Annotated in this window: 18 protein-coding genes; 7 read left to right on the forward strand and 11 right to left on the reverse strand. The window is 42.2% G+C overall.

Annotated elements, in window-relative coordinates; genetic code table 11:
- Window positions 1–2 precede the first annotated feature (2 nt).
- From qoxD to FBF75_RS08715, 8 genes are all read right to left on the reverse strand, one after another.
- A complete protein-coding gene (gene qoxD, locus FBF75_RS08680; protein WP_007497818.1) occupies window positions 3–383 on the reverse strand; it encodes a cytochrome aa3 quinol oxidase subunit IV in 381 nt (126 codons plus the stop codon).
- A 1-nt stretch (window position 384) separates the two neighbouring features.
- Window positions 385–1002 carry a cytochrome aa3 quinol oxidase subunit III gene (gene qoxC / locus FBF75_RS08685; RefSeq protein WP_099682291.1) on the reverse strand — a complete coding sequence of 206 codons (618 nt, stop codon included), beginning with the start codon at window positions 1000–1002 and terminating at the stop codon, window positions 385–387.
- On the reverse strand, window positions 1002–2960 hold the full coding sequence (gene qoxB / locus FBF75_RS08690) for a cytochrome aa3 quinol oxidase subunit I (protein ID WP_008345496.1): 1959 nt from the start codon (window positions 2958–2960) through the stop codon (window positions 1002–1004). The genes qoxC and qoxB overlap by 1 nt, the downstream gene beginning before the upstream one ends.
- A gap of 27 nt (window positions 2961–2987) precedes the next feature.
- Window positions 2988–3944, reverse strand: coding sequence for a cytochrome aa3 quinol oxidase subunit II (gene qoxA, locus FBF75_RS08695; RefSeq protein ID WP_089374137.1), 957 nt, complete (start codon window positions 3942–3944; stop codon window positions 2988–2990).
- A gap of 514 nt (window positions 3945–4458) precedes the next feature.
- Window positions 4459–5541: a M24 family metallopeptidase gene (locus tag FBF75_RS08700; RefSeq protein ID WP_136944633.1), complete on the reverse strand. Its 1083-nt coding sequence runs from the start codon at window positions 5539–5541 to the stop codon at window positions 4459–4461.
- A gap of 7 nt (window positions 5542–5548) precedes the next feature.
- Window positions 5549–7069, reverse strand: a complete 1521-nt coding sequence (gene galT, locus FBF75_RS08705; protein ID WP_060832747.1) for a UDP-glucose--hexose-1-phosphate uridylyltransferase — start codon at window positions 7067–7069, stop codon at window positions 5549–5551.
- Window positions 7070–7100: 31 nt separating this feature from the next.
- Complete coding sequence (galE, locus tag FBF75_RS08710) at window positions 7101–8093, reverse strand: UDP-glucose 4-epimerase GalE (protein ID WP_024719494.1); 993 nt, start codon at window positions 8091–8093, stop codon at window positions 7101–7103.
- The gene (locus FBF75_RS08715) at window positions 8093–9271 is read right to left on the reverse strand and encodes a galactokinase (RefSeq protein WP_377862794.1); all 1179 of its coding nucleotides are present in this window, start codon (window positions 9269–9271) and stop codon (window positions 8093–8095) included. The genes galE and FBF75_RS08715 overlap by 1 nt, the downstream gene beginning before the upstream one ends.
- A 181-nt stretch (window positions 9272–9452) precedes the next feature.
- On the opposite strand from FBF75_RS08715, the gene FBF75_RS08720 reads away from it, so the two are divergent.
- Complete coding sequence (locus tag FBF75_RS08720; RefSeq protein ID WP_007497828.1) at window positions 9453–10298, forward strand: AraC family transcriptional regulator; 846 nt, start codon at window positions 9453–9455, stop codon at window positions 10296–10298.
- A gap of 34 nt (window positions 10299–10332) precedes the next feature.
- Here FBF75_RS08720 and FBF75_RS08725 read toward each other — a convergent pair whose 3' ends face one another.
- Together FBF75_RS08725 and FBF75_RS08730 are read right to left on the reverse strand one after the other, a co-directional pair.
- Complete coding sequence (locus FBF75_RS08725; protein ID WP_008345502.1) at window positions 10333–10590, reverse strand: hypothetical protein; 258 nt, start codon at window positions 10588–10590, stop codon at window positions 10333–10335.
- Window positions 10591–10616: 26 nt separating this feature from the next.
- Entirely contained in the window at window positions 10617–11000 is a 384-nt protein-coding gene (locus tag FBF75_RS08730) for a GtrA family protein (protein ID WP_024719496.1), read from the reverse strand.
- Between the two features lie 458 nt (window positions 11001–11458).
- Here FBF75_RS08730 and FBF75_RS08735 point away from each other — a divergent pair, with 458 nt between their 5' ends.
- From FBF75_RS08735 to FBF75_RS08760, 6 genes are all read left to right on the forward strand, one after another.
- Window positions 11459–11599 carry an anti-repressor SinI family protein gene (locus FBF75_RS08735; protein WP_008345506.1) on the forward strand — a complete coding sequence of 47 codons (141 nt, stop codon included), beginning with the start codon at window positions 11459–11461 and terminating at the stop codon, window positions 11597–11599.
- A 298-nt stretch (window positions 11600–11897) separates the two neighbouring features.
- Window positions 11898–12587 (forward strand): class I SAM-dependent methyltransferase, encoded by a 690-nt coding sequence (locus FBF75_RS08740; RefSeq protein ID WP_017368290.1) that lies wholly within the window; start codon window positions 11898–11900, stop codon window positions 12585–12587.
- Window positions 12580–13248: a glycosyltransferase family protein gene (locus tag FBF75_RS08745; protein ID WP_046526772.1), complete on the forward strand. Its 669-nt coding sequence runs from the start codon at window positions 12580–12582 to the stop codon at window positions 13246–13248. Before FBF75_RS08740 ends, FBF75_RS08745 begins: the two co-directional genes overlap by 8 nt.
- A 107-nt stretch (window positions 13249–13355) precedes the next feature.
- Window positions 13356–13670, forward strand: coding sequence for a DUF485 domain-containing protein (locus FBF75_RS08750; protein ID WP_017360149.1), 315 nt, complete (start codon window positions 13356–13358; stop codon window positions 13668–13670).
- Entirely contained in the window at window positions 13667–15205 is a 1539-nt protein-coding gene (locus FBF75_RS08755) for a solute symporter family protein (RefSeq protein WP_136944635.1), read from the forward strand. The genes FBF75_RS08750 and FBF75_RS08755 overlap by 4 nt, the downstream gene beginning before the upstream one ends.
- A gap of 294 nt (window positions 15206–15499) precedes the next feature.
- A complete protein-coding gene (locus FBF75_RS08760; protein WP_017360152.1) occupies window positions 15500–15838 on the forward strand; it encodes a DUF4288 domain-containing protein in 339 nt (112 codons plus the stop codon).
- A gap of 349 nt (window positions 15839–16187) precedes the next feature.
- On the opposite strand, the gene FBF75_RS08765 is transcribed toward FBF75_RS08760, so the two are convergent.
- The gene (locus FBF75_RS08765; RefSeq protein WP_008345523.1) at window positions 16188–16562 is read right to left on the reverse strand and encodes a nuclear transport factor 2 family protein; all 375 of its coding nucleotides are present in this window, start codon (window positions 16560–16562) and stop codon (window positions 16188–16190) included.
- Window positions 16563–16576 lie beyond the last annotated feature (14 nt).

Here is a 16576-nt window from a genome sequence, read left to right on the forward strand (position 1 = left end):
TATTATTTCTCTGAATGCTCAGACTGCTTTGGCGCAGATGGTGAATAACCGTCTTTGCTGTTCTCTCCGTGGCTGTAGTGAGCCGCGAAGATCCAAACAGACCCGATGACGAAAATGATCGCACAGAACAGACCAAACAAAGTATTTCCGACTTGAACAGTCCCGTTCTCACTCTCTGTCATGTGCATGAACATGAACAGCTGCAAGAATGCTTGAATGAAGGCAAAACCAAAGATAATCCATAGTTTTGCGGAACTGCCAATTTCAGCTCCGATGGCAATCCAGAATGCTAAGATGGTTAGCACAATGGAGAGAATGAAGCCAACTACGTGTTTCCAAGGGAAGTGTTCGTGCTCTGCTGAGGAATGTGTTTTTCCAGCCATATCACAAAAGCCCCCCTAATCCGATCAAGTACACAGCTGTGAAGATGAAAATCCATACAACATCAAGGAAATGCCAATATAGACTTGAGATAAAGATCTTCGCTGCTGTTTGTGGAGTTAATCCACGTTTTTTAATTTGGAACAAGACCCCGGTAATCCAGAAGATACCGATGGATACGTGTAATCCGTGAGTTCCTAAAAGAACAAAGAATGCAGACCAGTATGCACTTGTATGAATGCTCGCACCCTCATGTACATAATGGAAGAACTCGTAAATCTCAAACCCAACGAAGCCTGCACCTAGAAGCAGTGTGAGGATCGTCCAAATGACAACCCCTTTTGTACTTCCACGGCGCATTTCATGAACGGCAATCCCGCATGTAAATGAACTCACCAATAGCAGGAATGTCATGATCAATACAAGCTTCATATCAAATAGCTCAGCTGGCAAAACGCCGCCAGCTGTTCTGCCATGAAGAACAAAGTAGGTCGCAAAAAGTGTTGAGAATAACACGATTTCCGCGCCAAGGAATATCCAGAAACCAAGGATGTTTAAACGTCCTGTTTCAGACTGATATTCAAGCGGTGCATTTGCATAGCTGCTATCATTATGTCCCATTACTTCTGCGCCTCCTTATTCTTTTTCTCTGTTTCAATCACTTCTTCAACAGGAATATAGTAGCCATCGTCATATTCAAATGAACGTAAAATCATTGTTGCGAATACACCGATTAAGCCGATAACGCCAATCCAGTACCATTCAAATACAAGACCGAATGCACCAAGTCCGAAGAATGCAGACATGATAAGCGGTCTGCCTGAATTGTGCGGCATGTGAATTTTCTTGAATTCTTTTTCAGGATGAACGTCTACATTGTTTTGCTTCCAATGATGGAATGCATCTGGTGACGTCACTTCTGGAAGTGCTGCAAAGTTATAATGCGGCGGAATTGCAGAAGATGTCGCCCAGTCAAGCGTACGTCCTTCTCCCCAGCTGTCTCCAGACACTTCACGTTTCGCGTGTCTCCAGCTGTAGTAAATGTTATAGCAAAGGATGATGAATCCGATACCCATCATGAATGCACCAATTGTTGAAATAAAGTTTAGTGCAGTCCAGCCATCTTCTGGTCCATACGTATAAATACGTCTTGGCATTCCTTGCAGTCCTAAGAAGTACTGCGGGAAGAAACAGATGTTAAATCCGATCATGAATACCCAGAAGAACCATTTGCCGATTCGTTCGTTTAACTTGTAACCAAACATTTTCGGATACCAGAAAACAAGACCTGCAAAACAAGCAAATACAGTACCTGCGATTAATACATAGTGGAAGTGGGATACTAAGAAGTACGTGTTATGGTACTGGTAATCCGCAGCTGCCATCGCAAGCATAACCCCAGTCACACCACCGATTACGAAGTTCGGGATGAAACCAAGTGCCCAAAGCATTGGGGATGTAAAACTGATACGGCCTCGATACATTGTAAAGAGCCAGTTAAAGATTTTCACACCTGTTGGTACAGAAATCGCCATTGTTGTAATCGAGAAGAATGAGTTAACCGCTGCACTGTTCCCCATTGTAAAGAAGTGGTGAACCCACACAAGGAAACTAAGAACAGAGATTGCCACAATCGATACAACCATCGCTTTGTAACCAAACAACTGCTTTCTTGAGAACGTCGCAAAGATTTCTGAGAAAATACCGAAAGCCGGCAGGATAACGATATATACCTCAGGATGTCCCCAAATCCAGAAAAGGTTCGCCCAAAGCATTGGCATACCGCCCGCTTCGAGTGTAAAGAATGCTGAACCGAATAAACGATCGAATGTCATAAGTGCTAAAGCAACTGTTAAAACAGGGAATGCGAAAACGATAATGACAGACGTGATCAATGTTGTCCATGTAAACATCGGCATACGCATAAGCGTCATACCTTTGGTACGCATTTTTAAGATGGTCACCATGAAGTTAATACCTGTCATTAGTGTACCAATACCTGCAATTTGGAGCCCGAGCAAGTAGTAGTTCTGTCCAGGTCCTGGTGAGAAATCATTTCCGGCGAGCGGCATGTAACTCGTCCAGCCTGCACTTGGTGATCCTCCAATAACGAAGGAAATGTTGAACAGCATTGCTCCGACCATAAATGTCCAGAAGCTCAAGTTGTTCAAATACGGGAATGCAACGTCACGTGCACCAATTTGAAGAGGAACCACGACGTTGATTAAACCAATTAAGAATGGCATCGCCATGAATAAAATCATGATCGTACCATGCGTTGTGAAAATTTCATTATAGTGGTTTGAATCTAAAAACGTATTATTAGGAAGCGCCAGCTGCGCGCGCATCATCAGTCCGTCTACCCCACCGCGGAAGAACATAATCACAGCAGCAAGGATATACATGATTCCAAGCTTTTTATGATCAACTGATGTCAGCCATTCTTTCCAGAGCCATTTCCACTTTTTGAAGTAGGTTAAAACAAACACAATGGCAATAGAAGTAAGAGCGATAGAAATTTGCGCACCAAGAATTAATGGGTCTCCAGTTACAAAAAACTCATCCCATTTTAAATGCATAACGGCCTCCTCCTTTCCTTAGTCAGTTTATTCGTTTTCTAGTTTTCTTTTATAGTTCTTCACATTCTCGAAAGGATCTGTCTTGGAATGCGGAGAAACTGATTGGTAACCTAAACGTTTGCGTGCTTGGAGTGCATATTCAGAATCCTCTCCGTGCTTCGCAAAAGATAAATGTGTTGATGAGAATGTCTGCACATCTGCAGCATCAGGAAGCATCAAGTAGTCATACGTTTTCTTCGTTAACTTTGGTGCTTCTTTTTTCGTTTTATTTACCCATTTATCATAGTCAGACTGCGTCATCGCATTGACTTTGAATTTTTGCTGAGCAAAGCCTTCGCCTGTGAAGTTGGCGTTTCTTCCTTCATATGTGCCTACTTCATCAGCTTGAAGATATTGTTCCATTTCCATTCCAGCCATCGCATACTTCTCCCCGCCTAGCTGAGGAATCCATAGTGATGCCATTGTATCAGCAGAAGTGATTTTAAATAAAACCGGCTGATCTTTTGGAATGTTTAAGTAGTTCACTGTTTCAATATTTTCCTCTGGATAGCTGAAGATCCATTTCCAATCAACTGCTGTAGCATAAACGACAAGTGGATCTTTATGACTTGTTGCTTGAGGCGCCTCTTCCAAAGAGTAAATGGTTTTTACAGTTGGAACTGAAAGGGCAGCAACGATTAATATTGGGATCACTGTCCAGACAACTTCTAGAAGCGTATTCCCGTGTAGTTCTGGGTTATAAGAGGCGTTTCCAACGTCCTTACGCTCACGGTATTTAACCAAAATGATGGTAAACAGTACAAATACCGCACCAACGATAAAGAGCATGAATCCAATAGATAAAAGGATTAAGTCTTTTTGTTGTGCTGCGACTGGTCCTTTAGGATCTAAAACAGCGATATTGCTGCAACCTCCTAATACAAAAACACTCACGAGCATCGCTAATAAAAGCATAGGTTTAATGGCTCTGAACAAGAAGATCACCATCCTTCCTTAAATAATGTATAAATTGCTGAATAATTGTGAAAAGCCATCTGCCTTCGAAAACTTTTCTTCCCTTTGTAATGCTATCAAAATCTGTTGGAGTTAGCTTCCCTTTTTTCAAAAGTTCATTTATTTTTCAACAGATTTCTATTAAAATGTCATAAATTCGACATAAATATATATTATTGCACACACAATAAATTTCTAGGATTTTGAAAAGTTGAGAGTTGAAGGCAAAGGACATACAATCAAGAACTTTGTCAAATTTAGGTTTACCACAATAAAAAAGTTTGGTCAAATTTCAATTTAACTTTATGAAATTTTATCTAGGTAAACAATTCCGAAATAGGTATCCCCATATTTAACAAAAACCTTACTCATTTTAACGCAAGTCGACAAGAAAAGAAAGTATCGATCGCTCGCCTATGCGCTGTAATGATTGGTAATGGTGATAAATGAGTGGAAACTCACTAAAGACTTCCAGCAAAAAACCGGCTCATCGCCGGTTTCTCATTTATTCATCTCTCACCAAAATGTCTGGTCGCCTATAGATGCTTCCTTCATGTTCTATGTCTATATACGTCCACTTGCCTGTATAGGTTAAAAAGCGATTCCCCTCTTTCTCTACGACCATCGTATCCTCTGATTTCAATCCTGGTAAGGAAGGATTCCAAGTGAATACTTGATGAAGCTGGATCTCTTCCACGGATGAAGGAACTGCAATGATCTCTCTAGACACAAATCCAGTCCTCCCTCCTTGGTGAAGCTTTTTCCAGCTATCAGGAAATCCTTCTTTTTCATATTGAGCAATGCCTGCCTTCAATACATCTCCAATGGTGTTCCCTGGACGAGTGGCTGCATTCATGACCGTGTCAATTCGCGCAAGCCTTTCCTTGTTTTCTTCAAGCTCCTTTGGTAGCTGTCCAAAGTAAACGGATCTTGTGACATTTGCCACGAGTCCATGCCGTTCAGCACAAAGGACAACCAGTGCATGCTTTTGAAGTGCTTTTTCTGTTGGGATCGGGTGGCGATATTGATGAATCCGGTCATCTGTCGCCACGAGTAGCACTTCTATCGTCATCCCCTGCCCGATCGCTCTTTGAGCAACAAGCGAAGCAATTTCATGCTCCGTCTGTCCTGGAACGATTTCTTGACAGACACTTTCTACAATAACAGCTGTGTCATGACAAAGGGTTTCGTATTGGCTGAGCTGTGGTGCTGAAAGGATTGATCGAACACGAGACAAATCGGGTTCGATCCATTCCACTCCTTCCATGTGAATATCCGCACCGATTCGTTTGTCTTTTATGAGTGTTTGAATGTAAGGAGTCTCATCCTCAAACCAATCCATTGTGACGACTTGAAAGGGATGGTCAAAATACGCCATTTCTTCTTCAATGATTCGTTTTTCTTCCATTTGATTCACAACTAGAACAATGTCGTCTTTCAACACAAGTAGCTGACAAACGCCCTCTGGCGTGTTTAACACAATGTGGTTTCTTCTTCCTCCTGTAAGCCAAGAAAAGTTATTACGCTTTTGAATCAGAACACCATCGAGTTGTTTTTCTTCCATTAAAGTTCTTACCTGTTCAATCATCAACTCATCACCTGCCTGTATGGAGTGTTTGAACGAAACGTTTAAATGCTGTTTTCCCTTGCTCTGTTCTTTTAAACACACCCGCCTGCGCGAGTATACGAGAAAAAATGAGGCCGATTTCTTTTTGTAAAATGGTTTCTACGTTGTCCTTCGTAAAGGTATTCTCTTCGATCAGACGCTCTGCCCATGACTCGTGCTTCATGATAGGCGGACAGGCTTTGATTTCTTCAAGAGGGTTTTTGGATAGCAGCGCCGCTTTTAGCTGGCTTAATTCCTCTGCTAATCTTCCAGGAAGGACGGCGAGACCCATGACTTCGATTAATCCGATATTCTCTTTTTTAATATGATGAACTTCTTTGTGCGGGTGGAAGATTCCGCCTGGGTGCTGCTTGTCTGTACGATTATTTCGTAGCACGAGATCTAATTCGTACTCATCCCCATGACGGCGTGCGATTGGTGTAATGGTATTGTGCGGGGTCTCTCCTGTATGAGAGAACAGCCCCGCTTCTGGATCTGAATACATTTTCCACTCATTTAATATAAAATCCGCTGCCTTCGCAAGTGTCTGCTGGTCGCTGCTTTGAAGCCTGATCACTGACATCGGCCATTTCACAATACCTGCCTTCACCCTCGGAAACTTTTCGAGAGAAAACACTTCTTCCATCTCTGCTTTCGCCATCGGAAATTCATGAGCACCACCTTGAAAATGGTCATGACTTAATATGCTGCCTCCAACAATGGGAAGATCAGCATTTGATCCTATGAAATAGTGCGGATATATCGATATGAAGGAAAGCAGACGCTCGAAGGTCTTTTTAGATATCTGCATTGGTTCATGCTCGCCCTTGAACACAATACAATGTTCGTTGTAATACACATACGGCGAGAATTGCATAAACCACGACTCATTTGTAAGTGTCACCGGAATAATCCGGTGATTCTGTCTTGCTGGGTGATTGATGCGTCCCCCAAACCCAACGTTTTCTTTACAAAGGAGACAAAGAGGATATTGCTTTTGACTAAGCTTTTTGGCTTCAGCGATCGCTTTTGGGTCCTTTTCCGGTTTCGATAGATTAATCGTGATCTCAAGCTCACCATCTTCTGTCGGTGTAAACCACTGCACATTTTTGGCGATTCTGCCTGTATGAATATAGTGGGCATGCTGCTGCATTTCATAAAACCAGCTTGTCGCTGCCTTTGGTCCGTAATGCTTGCGTTTCTCTTCAAACTTCGCATAGATGACACTCGGAGGCGCCACCAAGCAGCCCATGATTTTGGCATCTAATAAATCACGATACGTATCTGTCCCGTCAGGAATAAGACCTGTTTCAACTGCCCAATCGAGCATTGGCATTAAGATGTCTTCAAGGTCGCTGTCTCCTGAGACTGTTCTTGCCTCAGCATCATCGAGACCAAGCACCTCTAGCAGCCGGTTCCTTGTATAATCCATATCTAGTGGTGAGATCAGCTCTTTATTAACCCCATATTGAATCAGCTGTTCTAGCTTTTCAAAAATATCAATCGCCATTCCCTTTGTCTCCTCCCCTGCCTGCTACACGTTACTCACTTTGATAGCCATCTGGATGTTTCTGAAACCAATCCCATGCACTTTGAATGATGGTGTGGAGATCTGCATATTGCGGCTTCCATCCTAGTTCTTTCAGCGCTTTTTCTGATGAAGCAATCAGCTTAGCTGGATCACCCGCACGTCTTTCTGCCACCTGTGCTGGAATGGCATGACCTGTCACTTCTCTTGCGGCTTCTACGACCTGCTTCACAGAGAAGCCTGTGCCGTTCCCTAAGTTGTACGTCGCGCTTCCTTTTCCTTCACGCAGACGCTCAACCGCCAGAATGTGCGCCTCTACTAAATCCATGACATGAATGTAGTCTCTAATACATGTGCCATCCTCTGTTTCATAATCATCACCGTAAATCATGATTTGATCACGTTTTCCTAATGCCACTTGCAGAATAATTGGGATTAAATGCGTTTCTGGCTGATGATCTTCACCGACAATCCCTTCTGTATGAGCACCGGCTACATTAAAATAGCGAAGCACAACGTATTCGATACCATATGCCTGCTCAGACCACTTCAGCATTTTTTCAATCGCGAGCTTTGTTTCCCCATAAGGATTCGTTGGGTTCGTCTCATCCGTTTCAACGATCGGTACACGCTTTGGTTCACCATATGTCGCAGCAGTTGAAGAGAATACAATGCGTTTCACATCAAATTCATTCATCACCTGAAGTAAAGCCGTTGCCCCTCCGACATTGTTGTCATAGTACTTCAGCGGGTCTGTTACACTTTCTCCAACAAGTGAATCTGCCGCAAAGTGCATGACCGCTTCTATGTCATGCGTTTGAAAAACCCGTCTTAAAAAAGCATGATCCCTTAAATCTCCCTCTTCTAATACGGCACCCTTTACGACTGCCTCTTTATGACCTGTCTGCAAATTATCCACAATCACCACTTGTTCTCCTTTAGCCAAAAGAGCCGCTACCGCATGACTGCCAATAAAACCTGCTCCCCCACATACTAAAATTGCCATCAAAATTCCTCCTTCGTTAATTCTCTAGCGCCGCCTCCAATTCCAGCTGTGTAAAAAGAGGCTTGAATGCCTGTTTTTTCTTGATAAATCGCACCTGTTTCTTCTATAAATGAGTCCAGTAGCTCTTCTTTCACAATGCTGACGGTACAGCCCCCAAAGCCAGCACCTGTCATACGGGAACCAATCGCCCCTGGATGTTGCCATGCGGCTTCGGCCAGTGCATCTAGCTCATGCCCAGTGACTTCATAATCATTCTTTAAAGAAAGGTGAGATGCCTTCATGAGTGCACCTAGTTCTTCCATTTTATCATCTTTCAGAAAATTTACTGCTTTCATGGTCCTCTCGTTTTCCGTGATGGCATGTCTTGCACGTCTTCTACACGTTTCATCTTGTATCAAATGTTCATGCGTAGCGAATTCATCCACCGTGAGCTCACATAAATGCGCAATATCTCGTTCTTTTCTAAGATCGTTTAAAGCCGATTGACATTCTGAACGGCGTTCATTGTATTTGGAATCTGCAAGTGTTCGTTTTTTATTTGTATTGGCAATGACAAGTGCCAGACCCTCTTGCCGAAATGGGCTGTATTCAAAGGAAAGTGTGTCACAATTGAGCAAAATAGCGTGACCTTCTTTTCCAAGACTAATTGAAAATTGATCCATAATGCCGCAGTTCACGCCAATAAACTCATTTTCAGCACGCTGCGCAAGAAGGGCTAGGTCGATTTGCGTTACGCCGAATGACGACCATTCATTGATCAAGACAGCCGTGACGAGCTCAATAGAGGCAGAGGATGACAGGCCTGCGCCATTTGGGATATTGCCGGCATATACAATATCAAAGCCTTCTTTCACATCCATGCCTGCTTCGATAAACTGTTGGAATACTCCCTTCGGATAATTCGCCCAGCCGTCTGATTCTGAGAAAGCGATTTCAAAAAGGTCGAACTCTTTCACACCTTCTTCTTCAAAATTCAAGGAATACATTCTGACGCGTCCATCTGATCGTCTTGCTCCCGCAGCATATGTACCAAGGGTGAGTGCACATGGAAAGACATGGCCCCCATTATAATCTGTGTGTTCACCAATCAGATTGACTCTGCCTGGGGCGAAAAAATAGCGGAGTTCATCCTGATCTCCAAATTGCTGGTAAAATGCTGCTCGTAATGTGTCGATCATATCCATTCCCCTTTTCTCTTCTGATAATCTTATTTTAGTTGCCCCGTCAGCTGAAGTTCAATGGTAAAAAAATCGTTAAAAAATACCCTTTTTTTGCTGTGAATGGTACGATGTGATATGAGGTGTAACATGATTCAAAATAGAAAAAGGTTGTTTTTTGCTGTGAAGGAGGGTTTCCAATTTGAAGAAGGAAGCATTTGCATTTCGTTTTCACCATTCTGATGTGACATTGCCGGCCCAAATCTGGTCTGTTGGCTGGGAAGTTCAATCATCTTCGTTATACAGCTGGAATGGCGTAGAGCGGAAGGATCAGGGCAAGTGCATCTTTCAGCTCACACTGTCTGGACACGGCATGATTGAAATCGGACAGAAACGATTCAAAGTATTGCCTGGACAGGCCTTTCTGGTGAAAAGCCCCAGTGCTTATCAATACTATTTTCCAGAAGACAGTGAACATTGGGAATTTCTCTATTTAACACTTTATGGGGAAGCCTGTGACCTTTGCTTTGATCAATTTATCGATCAAGGAAAGCAGGTCATGCGTTTTCATCCGAATTCCAAACCGATCCGCCTGCTAAAGAAGATTTATGATGAAGCCAGTGAAAGACGGATTACCAATCCATTTGAGGGGTCTAGCCTTGCTTATCAATTTGTCATGGAACTGTATTCATATTTGCCAAAGCTTGAGGGACAAATGGAGAAATGGCCTGAGCCCATCGTCCAAGCGGCCTTATTTGCAAGCCACCATTTTCACGAGGAGATTGGGCCTGACGATATGGCAGCTGCGGCACGTTTATCCAAAAGTCATTTTACGAGGGAATTCAAAAAGGCCACTGGCTTCACACCGATTCATTATTTAACCAATATTCGTTTAGAAAAGGCGGAAACGTTACTGAAAACAACGAAATACTCGATTGAAGAAATCGCCATACAGTGCGGCTACCGAAACGCGAATTACTTGAATAAAGTCTTTCGAAAGAAAATCGGCATGTCTCCAAAGCAACTCCGGGAAACAAGCGATGCATAATAAAAAGCAGCCGCTTTTCAATTGGCTGCTTCTTTTACGCTTTCGTCAGGTCAACACGAATTCTCCCTTGTCTTAAAACAATGGTCATTTGCGTATCAGGGGTCATTAAATTTTCTAAAATGTCCGTTGCTGTTTGAAGCGCAATGTCCATTCGGTTGATCTTTTCCTTTTCTTGCTCAGAAAATGCTTCTGGATGTGCGGTCATTTCCTTGACTAGCCTCAACACTTGTTCATGCTGCTTTTCTGTTTGTTGATATATGGCATCATATAATTCGTCTGGCCTGCTGCTCATTTCACATCACCTATCTTTTTCATGTGTTAAATCGCATCTTCTTTTGTTTTCTTGAAGACGAACCATTTACTGGCGACATAATTGACCACGACAATCACAAAGTTAACAAGAATTTTTGCGACGGTTTCGTTGAGCGCCATTTGGCTCACAAATAAAATCATCAACCCCAGATCTACACCTAGAGACATGAGACGGACACTAAAAAATGAAGAAAGCTCACGCATCAGGCTTTTTGTGTCACGAGCCTTTTGCTTGAAGACATACTTCTTATTGGTGATATAAGCAAAGAGCACAGCAAATACCCATGAAACAACCGTTGCTGTTTTGTAATCCATAGAAAACATCTCAACGAATAAATAGAAGCTGACTATGTTGACAATGGTTGTACACACACCCATGATCAGATACATGACAACTTCTTGATACTTTTGAAAAAGGCTATACATGTCTTTCTTCATTCCTTCTTGGTGAATTCTGTTTCTTTTAGAATACCATCTTAAGAAGAACTTCCCAAACGAACAATATGTGCGTCCTGTAAAGATGAAATTTGTTCTCGCTGATGGCATATGTCAACCTTATGGGTTTATATGAGTCAAATGATTTAGGTCTTTATCATTATTTTAATTTATAATCTTTTAACTGACTTTACAATTGTTTATTATGAGAAGTAAGAATTCAATATTTATGGGTTTTTTAGTCATTTTTTTAGGGACGTGGTAGGTGATAGATTTTACAAAATAGGTTAAATGTCATCATTTTTCGACAAAAATCTATTTTTGTACTCCATTCACATACACGTACAGTTACTAGACGGTTTGTTCAAGTCATTGGTTGCAGATGAATATGTCTTATTGAACTGGAGGATATTATGGATACGCAAGTGAAAAGAAGAGTTGACGAAGAGTGGGTTTATTTGATTCAAGAAGCGAAAAAAATTGGACTAGGCATCGAGGAAATACAAGCTTTTTTAACATCCAACGGTGATCAGAAGATGATAAACAAACCGTAATCAACGCCGTTATCCTTTGTCTTTCAGATTGCTTTGGCTAAAGTTCTAACCTGTCAATTGACCTTTTAAACATCCTTTCATGACGATACGCTACAATAATTGAACACCTCATCATACCAATCCCTTCCACTCAATGGGGTTCTGTCTTTCTATTTTTAGGAGGACAGTCCGTTCCCTGTTCTTTATATGACCCCTTTTTAGCTGTCATTCATGAAAATTGCCCATTTTCGTTATAAAACCAAGCTCCCCACCCATATATTAAGCATAAGACACAAGAAAGAAGAAAGGTGGGTGGCGCGTGAGTTCAGATTCCCTATCTTATTATCATCAAAAGAAGGATCAATATTATCACGGTGTGAACCCTGTGATTGTCCATCGTATTCGCAAGGAATGGACGTCTATCTTGGATATCGGATGCGGCACAGGCCAGCTTGGAAAAGTCTTAAAACAACAAGACCGTACCATATATGGAATTGAATCTTTTGAAGATGCAGCAAAGCAGGCTGAGAAAGCGCTGGATCATGTTTTATGCGGCAATATTGAACAGATGGCGCTGCCTTATCAGCATGAACAATTTGACTGCATCATTTTCGGAGATGTTCTTGAACATTTATTGGACCCTTGGGCCGTTTTAAAAAAGGTCAAACCTTTTCTGAAAAAGGAAGGGGTCATCTTGTCTTCCATTCCGAATATTGGTCATATTTCAACGGTTTTAGAATTACTGGCTGGGAGATTTTCTTATACAGATGCAGGATTAATGGATCAAACACATTTACGCTTCTTTACCCTTCACGAAATTCATGCCCTCTTTCAGTCAGCCGGGTTTCATGTTCGTGAGCTTGAAACCATTCGTGTACAACACCCTTCCTATACGGGCGTCATGAATGATCTACATGAATTACTCGTAAAACATGGCATCCGTTTTGATTTTAACGAGGCAGCGACAGCCTATCAATACGTGGTTGAGGCGGTTCAACTCAATGAGTAGCCCCACCATCTTATTTGTTTTATGTGTAAATGATGAGTCGATGTTTCAAGCTTGCTTCCGGCAGCTCGCTTCACTTCCTGCTCCGCACGGGTATCATGTAGAGGTTTTGCCCATTAGACATGCATCAAGTATGGCCTCTGGATACAATGAAGCTCTCACTCATCCTGCACAGTTTAAAATTTATCTTCATCAAGATACACTCATCGTCAAACAGCATATGCTTCTCGAGCTGATCCCACTTTTCTTGCAAAATCCGTCACTTGGCATGCTTGGGGTAATAGGTGCAGAAAGTGTGCCAGACAATGGAATCTGGTGGGAGAGCCATGATTGCAGAGGGAAAGTCATTGAATATCGGCACGACACCTATCAGCTACTGACGTTTGAATCTGGTCATCCACAGACAGAGCCCCAAGGTTATATCAAAGCTTCTGCTATTGACGGTCTTTTTATGGCAACACAATATGATATCAAGTGGCGTGAGGATCTTTTAGACGGCTTTCATTTTTATGATGTGTCACAATCTTTTGAGTTTGCACAGCAAGGATATGAGGTTGGGATTGCAAGGCAAGTGGAGCCCTGGTGTATTCACAAATGCGGAGATCATTTTGATGCAGAAGCATATGAAAAAGCAAGACAAACATTTCTTGCAAATTATCGATAGAAAGCACCCTTTTCGGGTGCCTTTTTTATGATATACTGTCATAAACAACCAGATCGTCTCATATGCATTGGAGTACCTTGTCCCTAATTCGTACAAAGGAGGAAACAATGGCAGACAAAAACGTTCATTATAAGAAGGTTGCCGCTTCAAAGGATTTTCGAAAACTTCTTGAGGAAAAACGCAGATTTATCGTACCGATGACGATTTTCTTTTTTCTCTTTTACTTTTCACTTCCGGTTGCTACATCCTACTTCACCTTTTTGAACACGCCAGCAATTGGAGCGATCACGTGGGCTTGGTTATTTGCCCTCACGCAATTTGTGATGACATGGGTTTTATGTGGGCTTTATGCAAAAAAAGCAGCTCAGTTCGACAAATATGTAAGCGCTTTAAAAATTGAATCAAGAGGTGATGACGAATGAGCATGACCGCTTTTATTTTATTCATAGCGATCGTAGGGCTCACATTGGTCATCACGTATTTTGCTGCGAAAAAAACAAGCAATGCGAGTGATTTTTACACCGCAGGCGGCGGACTGACTGGATTTCAGAACGGCCTTGCCATCGCCGGGGACTATATGTCTGCTGCTTCATTTTTAGGGATCGCCGGCATGATCGCCTTAAATGGATTTGACGGCTTTTTCTATAGTATTGGTTTTCTTGTAGCGTATCTTGTCGTCCTTTATGTCGTGGCTGAACCGCTTCGAAATCTAGGAAAATATACGATGGCTGATATGATTGCTGCACGATTCAAACGCCCTGCTATTCGAGGCGTGGCTGCTTTTAACACCATCACGGTTTCCACTTTTTATATGATTGCACAGCTTGTTGGGGCAGGTGCATTAATCAAACTGCTTCTTGGCATTGATTACTGGATTGCGGTGCTGATCGTAGGTGTCTTGATGACCATTTATGTCGTGTTTGGCGGCATGATCGCAACCAGCTGGGTACAGATCACGAAAGCTGTGCTTCTCATGCTGGGCACGCTGATTATTTCGCTGCTTGTGTTTGCCAAGTTTGATTTTAGCCTGCTGAAGATGTTTGAGCAGATGAAAACAGCGACCCCGCTTGGTGGGGCATTTCTTCACCCGGGAAATAAATATGATGTGCCTTTAGAGACCCTGTCTCTGAACCTTGCCCTTGTGCTAGGAACAGCAGGTTTGCCGCATATTTTGATCCGTTTTTATACGGTAAAGGATGCCATTTCGGCGCGTAAATCTGTTCTATCTGCTACGTGGATCATCGGGATTTTTTATTTAATGACGGTTTTCCTCGGCTTCGGTGCCGCTGCTTTTGTCGGAACAGATGCAATTACGGCAGCCGATGCAGCAGGAAACATGGCAGCGCCACTGCTTGCACAGGCACTGGGGGGAGATTTATTATTTGCCTTTGTTTCCGCTATTGCCTTTGCGACTATACTGGCAGTGGTCACCGGTCTCGTTTTATCCGCCGCGTCTGCCTTTGCTCATGACTTTTATAGCCAGATTATCCGCAAAGGGAAAGCGAGTGAACGGGAACAGGTGAAGGCGGCACGCTTTGCTTCTATCGGCGTGGCCATCCTTTCCATCATTCTTGCATTATTTGCGCAATCTTTAAACGTCGCTTTTCTTGTGTCACTTGCCTTCGCAGTGGCAGCAAGTGCGAATTTACCGTTGATTATCTTCACTGTCTTTTGGAAACGATTTAACTCAACAGGTGCTATCGCAGGAAGCTTAACAGGCCTTCTGAGCGCACTCCTGATCGTGTCACTCAGCCCAAGCGTCTGGGACCCATCAGGGGCAGCCATTTTCACAGGAGAGCCGCTTATCCCACTATCGAACCCTGGGATTATCTCGATCCCGTTCGGATTCCTTGCGGCTTACTTAGGCACCATTTTCTCCTCTGAAAAAGCAGATGAAGACACCTTTACAGAAATTCAGGTAAAAGCACACACAGGTATGCATATGGATACAGATTGATGAGAAAAAGCCGGCTGCTCTGCCGGCTTTTTCAGTGCTTGCTATTTCAAAACTGTACTCAATATGGGATAAATTGGCCTTTTAATCTCTCTTTATATCTTTCTAACTTGTCACATTTCCTCAACGTGATCAACGAACAGCATGTGATGACGATCAGCAGAATTTCATGAACTTCTCCTCTGTTATCAATGATTCTTTTCAACCCTATTACCCCCATAGACTTCTCTTGTTATTCCTATGTTATCATTTTAAACACATACTGGAAATTCACCCCACAAGGAAGAAGTGAAACATATGCATAAATTGTACTCAGCAAAATTATTATTTGAATCTAGCTCCTCACCAAAGGTGAGACCGGATAAAATCTTTGAGGAACGAATCATTTTAGTGAGAGCAAAAAACAATCGAAAAGTGAAACAAATCGTCAAAGACCATTTTCCAGATGAGACATTTGAAAATGGGGATCATGGACAAACAACCACAAAACTAGTAGCCGTACTAGATATCTTTGAGCTAGTTGAAAACTTAGACGAAGGTCCCCTGCATTTAAGCGAAGTGTACAGCCGATATCTTCTTTTTGATCAAGAAACATCTGCTAAAGAAGCGATTGACGCTTATTCGTTAGACAAATAAAAGAAGTCTAAGCTACCAGTGTGTGAACTCAAATTGCTAAACAGTTAGATAAGAGGGATAAGTGCACTAATAATGGTTGGGTAGATATATATTAGGAGGACTGTTGTGAAGAGGATAATCAAGTATGCAGTGATGATTTTATTTATGAGTGTATTTTTCTATTATTACAATATGTTTGTACCTAAAAACGTTCTGTACATTTTCATTGCATTTCCATTTTGTTTTGTTGCTATAAGTTTGATTGATAAGCTATTTACGGATAAATAAATCTAATAATAAGCAAGTCTCATGCTTGCTTATTATCTCATACTGTCTAATTAGAGGGGATAATATCCGCTCTGCCGGCTTTTTAATATCGCTGGAATAACTCTGGGTTTTTCGGGACGTTTTCTAAATAAACGATCTTTCCTTGATCATCCAGCTCCGCAATATCAATGCCTTCTGCTGTATATACACGACCGTCTGTTAACTTTCCGCAAACAGCCCAGTTTGTTTCATACTTCCCATCTTCACGTTTCACCCAGCCATCCCACATATGCTTAATGTCTTCATGTACGTGGAAAAATGTGTTCAAAAACTGTGTGAACGCTTGGATGCCAGGCTTTTCAGCACCATTTAAGACAATCATGACATCATCTGAAAACAATGCCAGCAATTCGTTCATTTGCTCTTGCCCTTTTCCCGCTTCATCATATCGGCGAAAATACGTATCGAGCACTTCCATCATTCATTCTCCTT

The organism is Bacillus sp. S2(2019) (assembly GCF_005144805.1).
In the GTDB taxonomy this organism is placed as follows: domain Bacteria; phylum Bacillota; class Bacilli; order Bacillales; family Bacillaceae; genus Bacillus; species Bacillus altitudinis.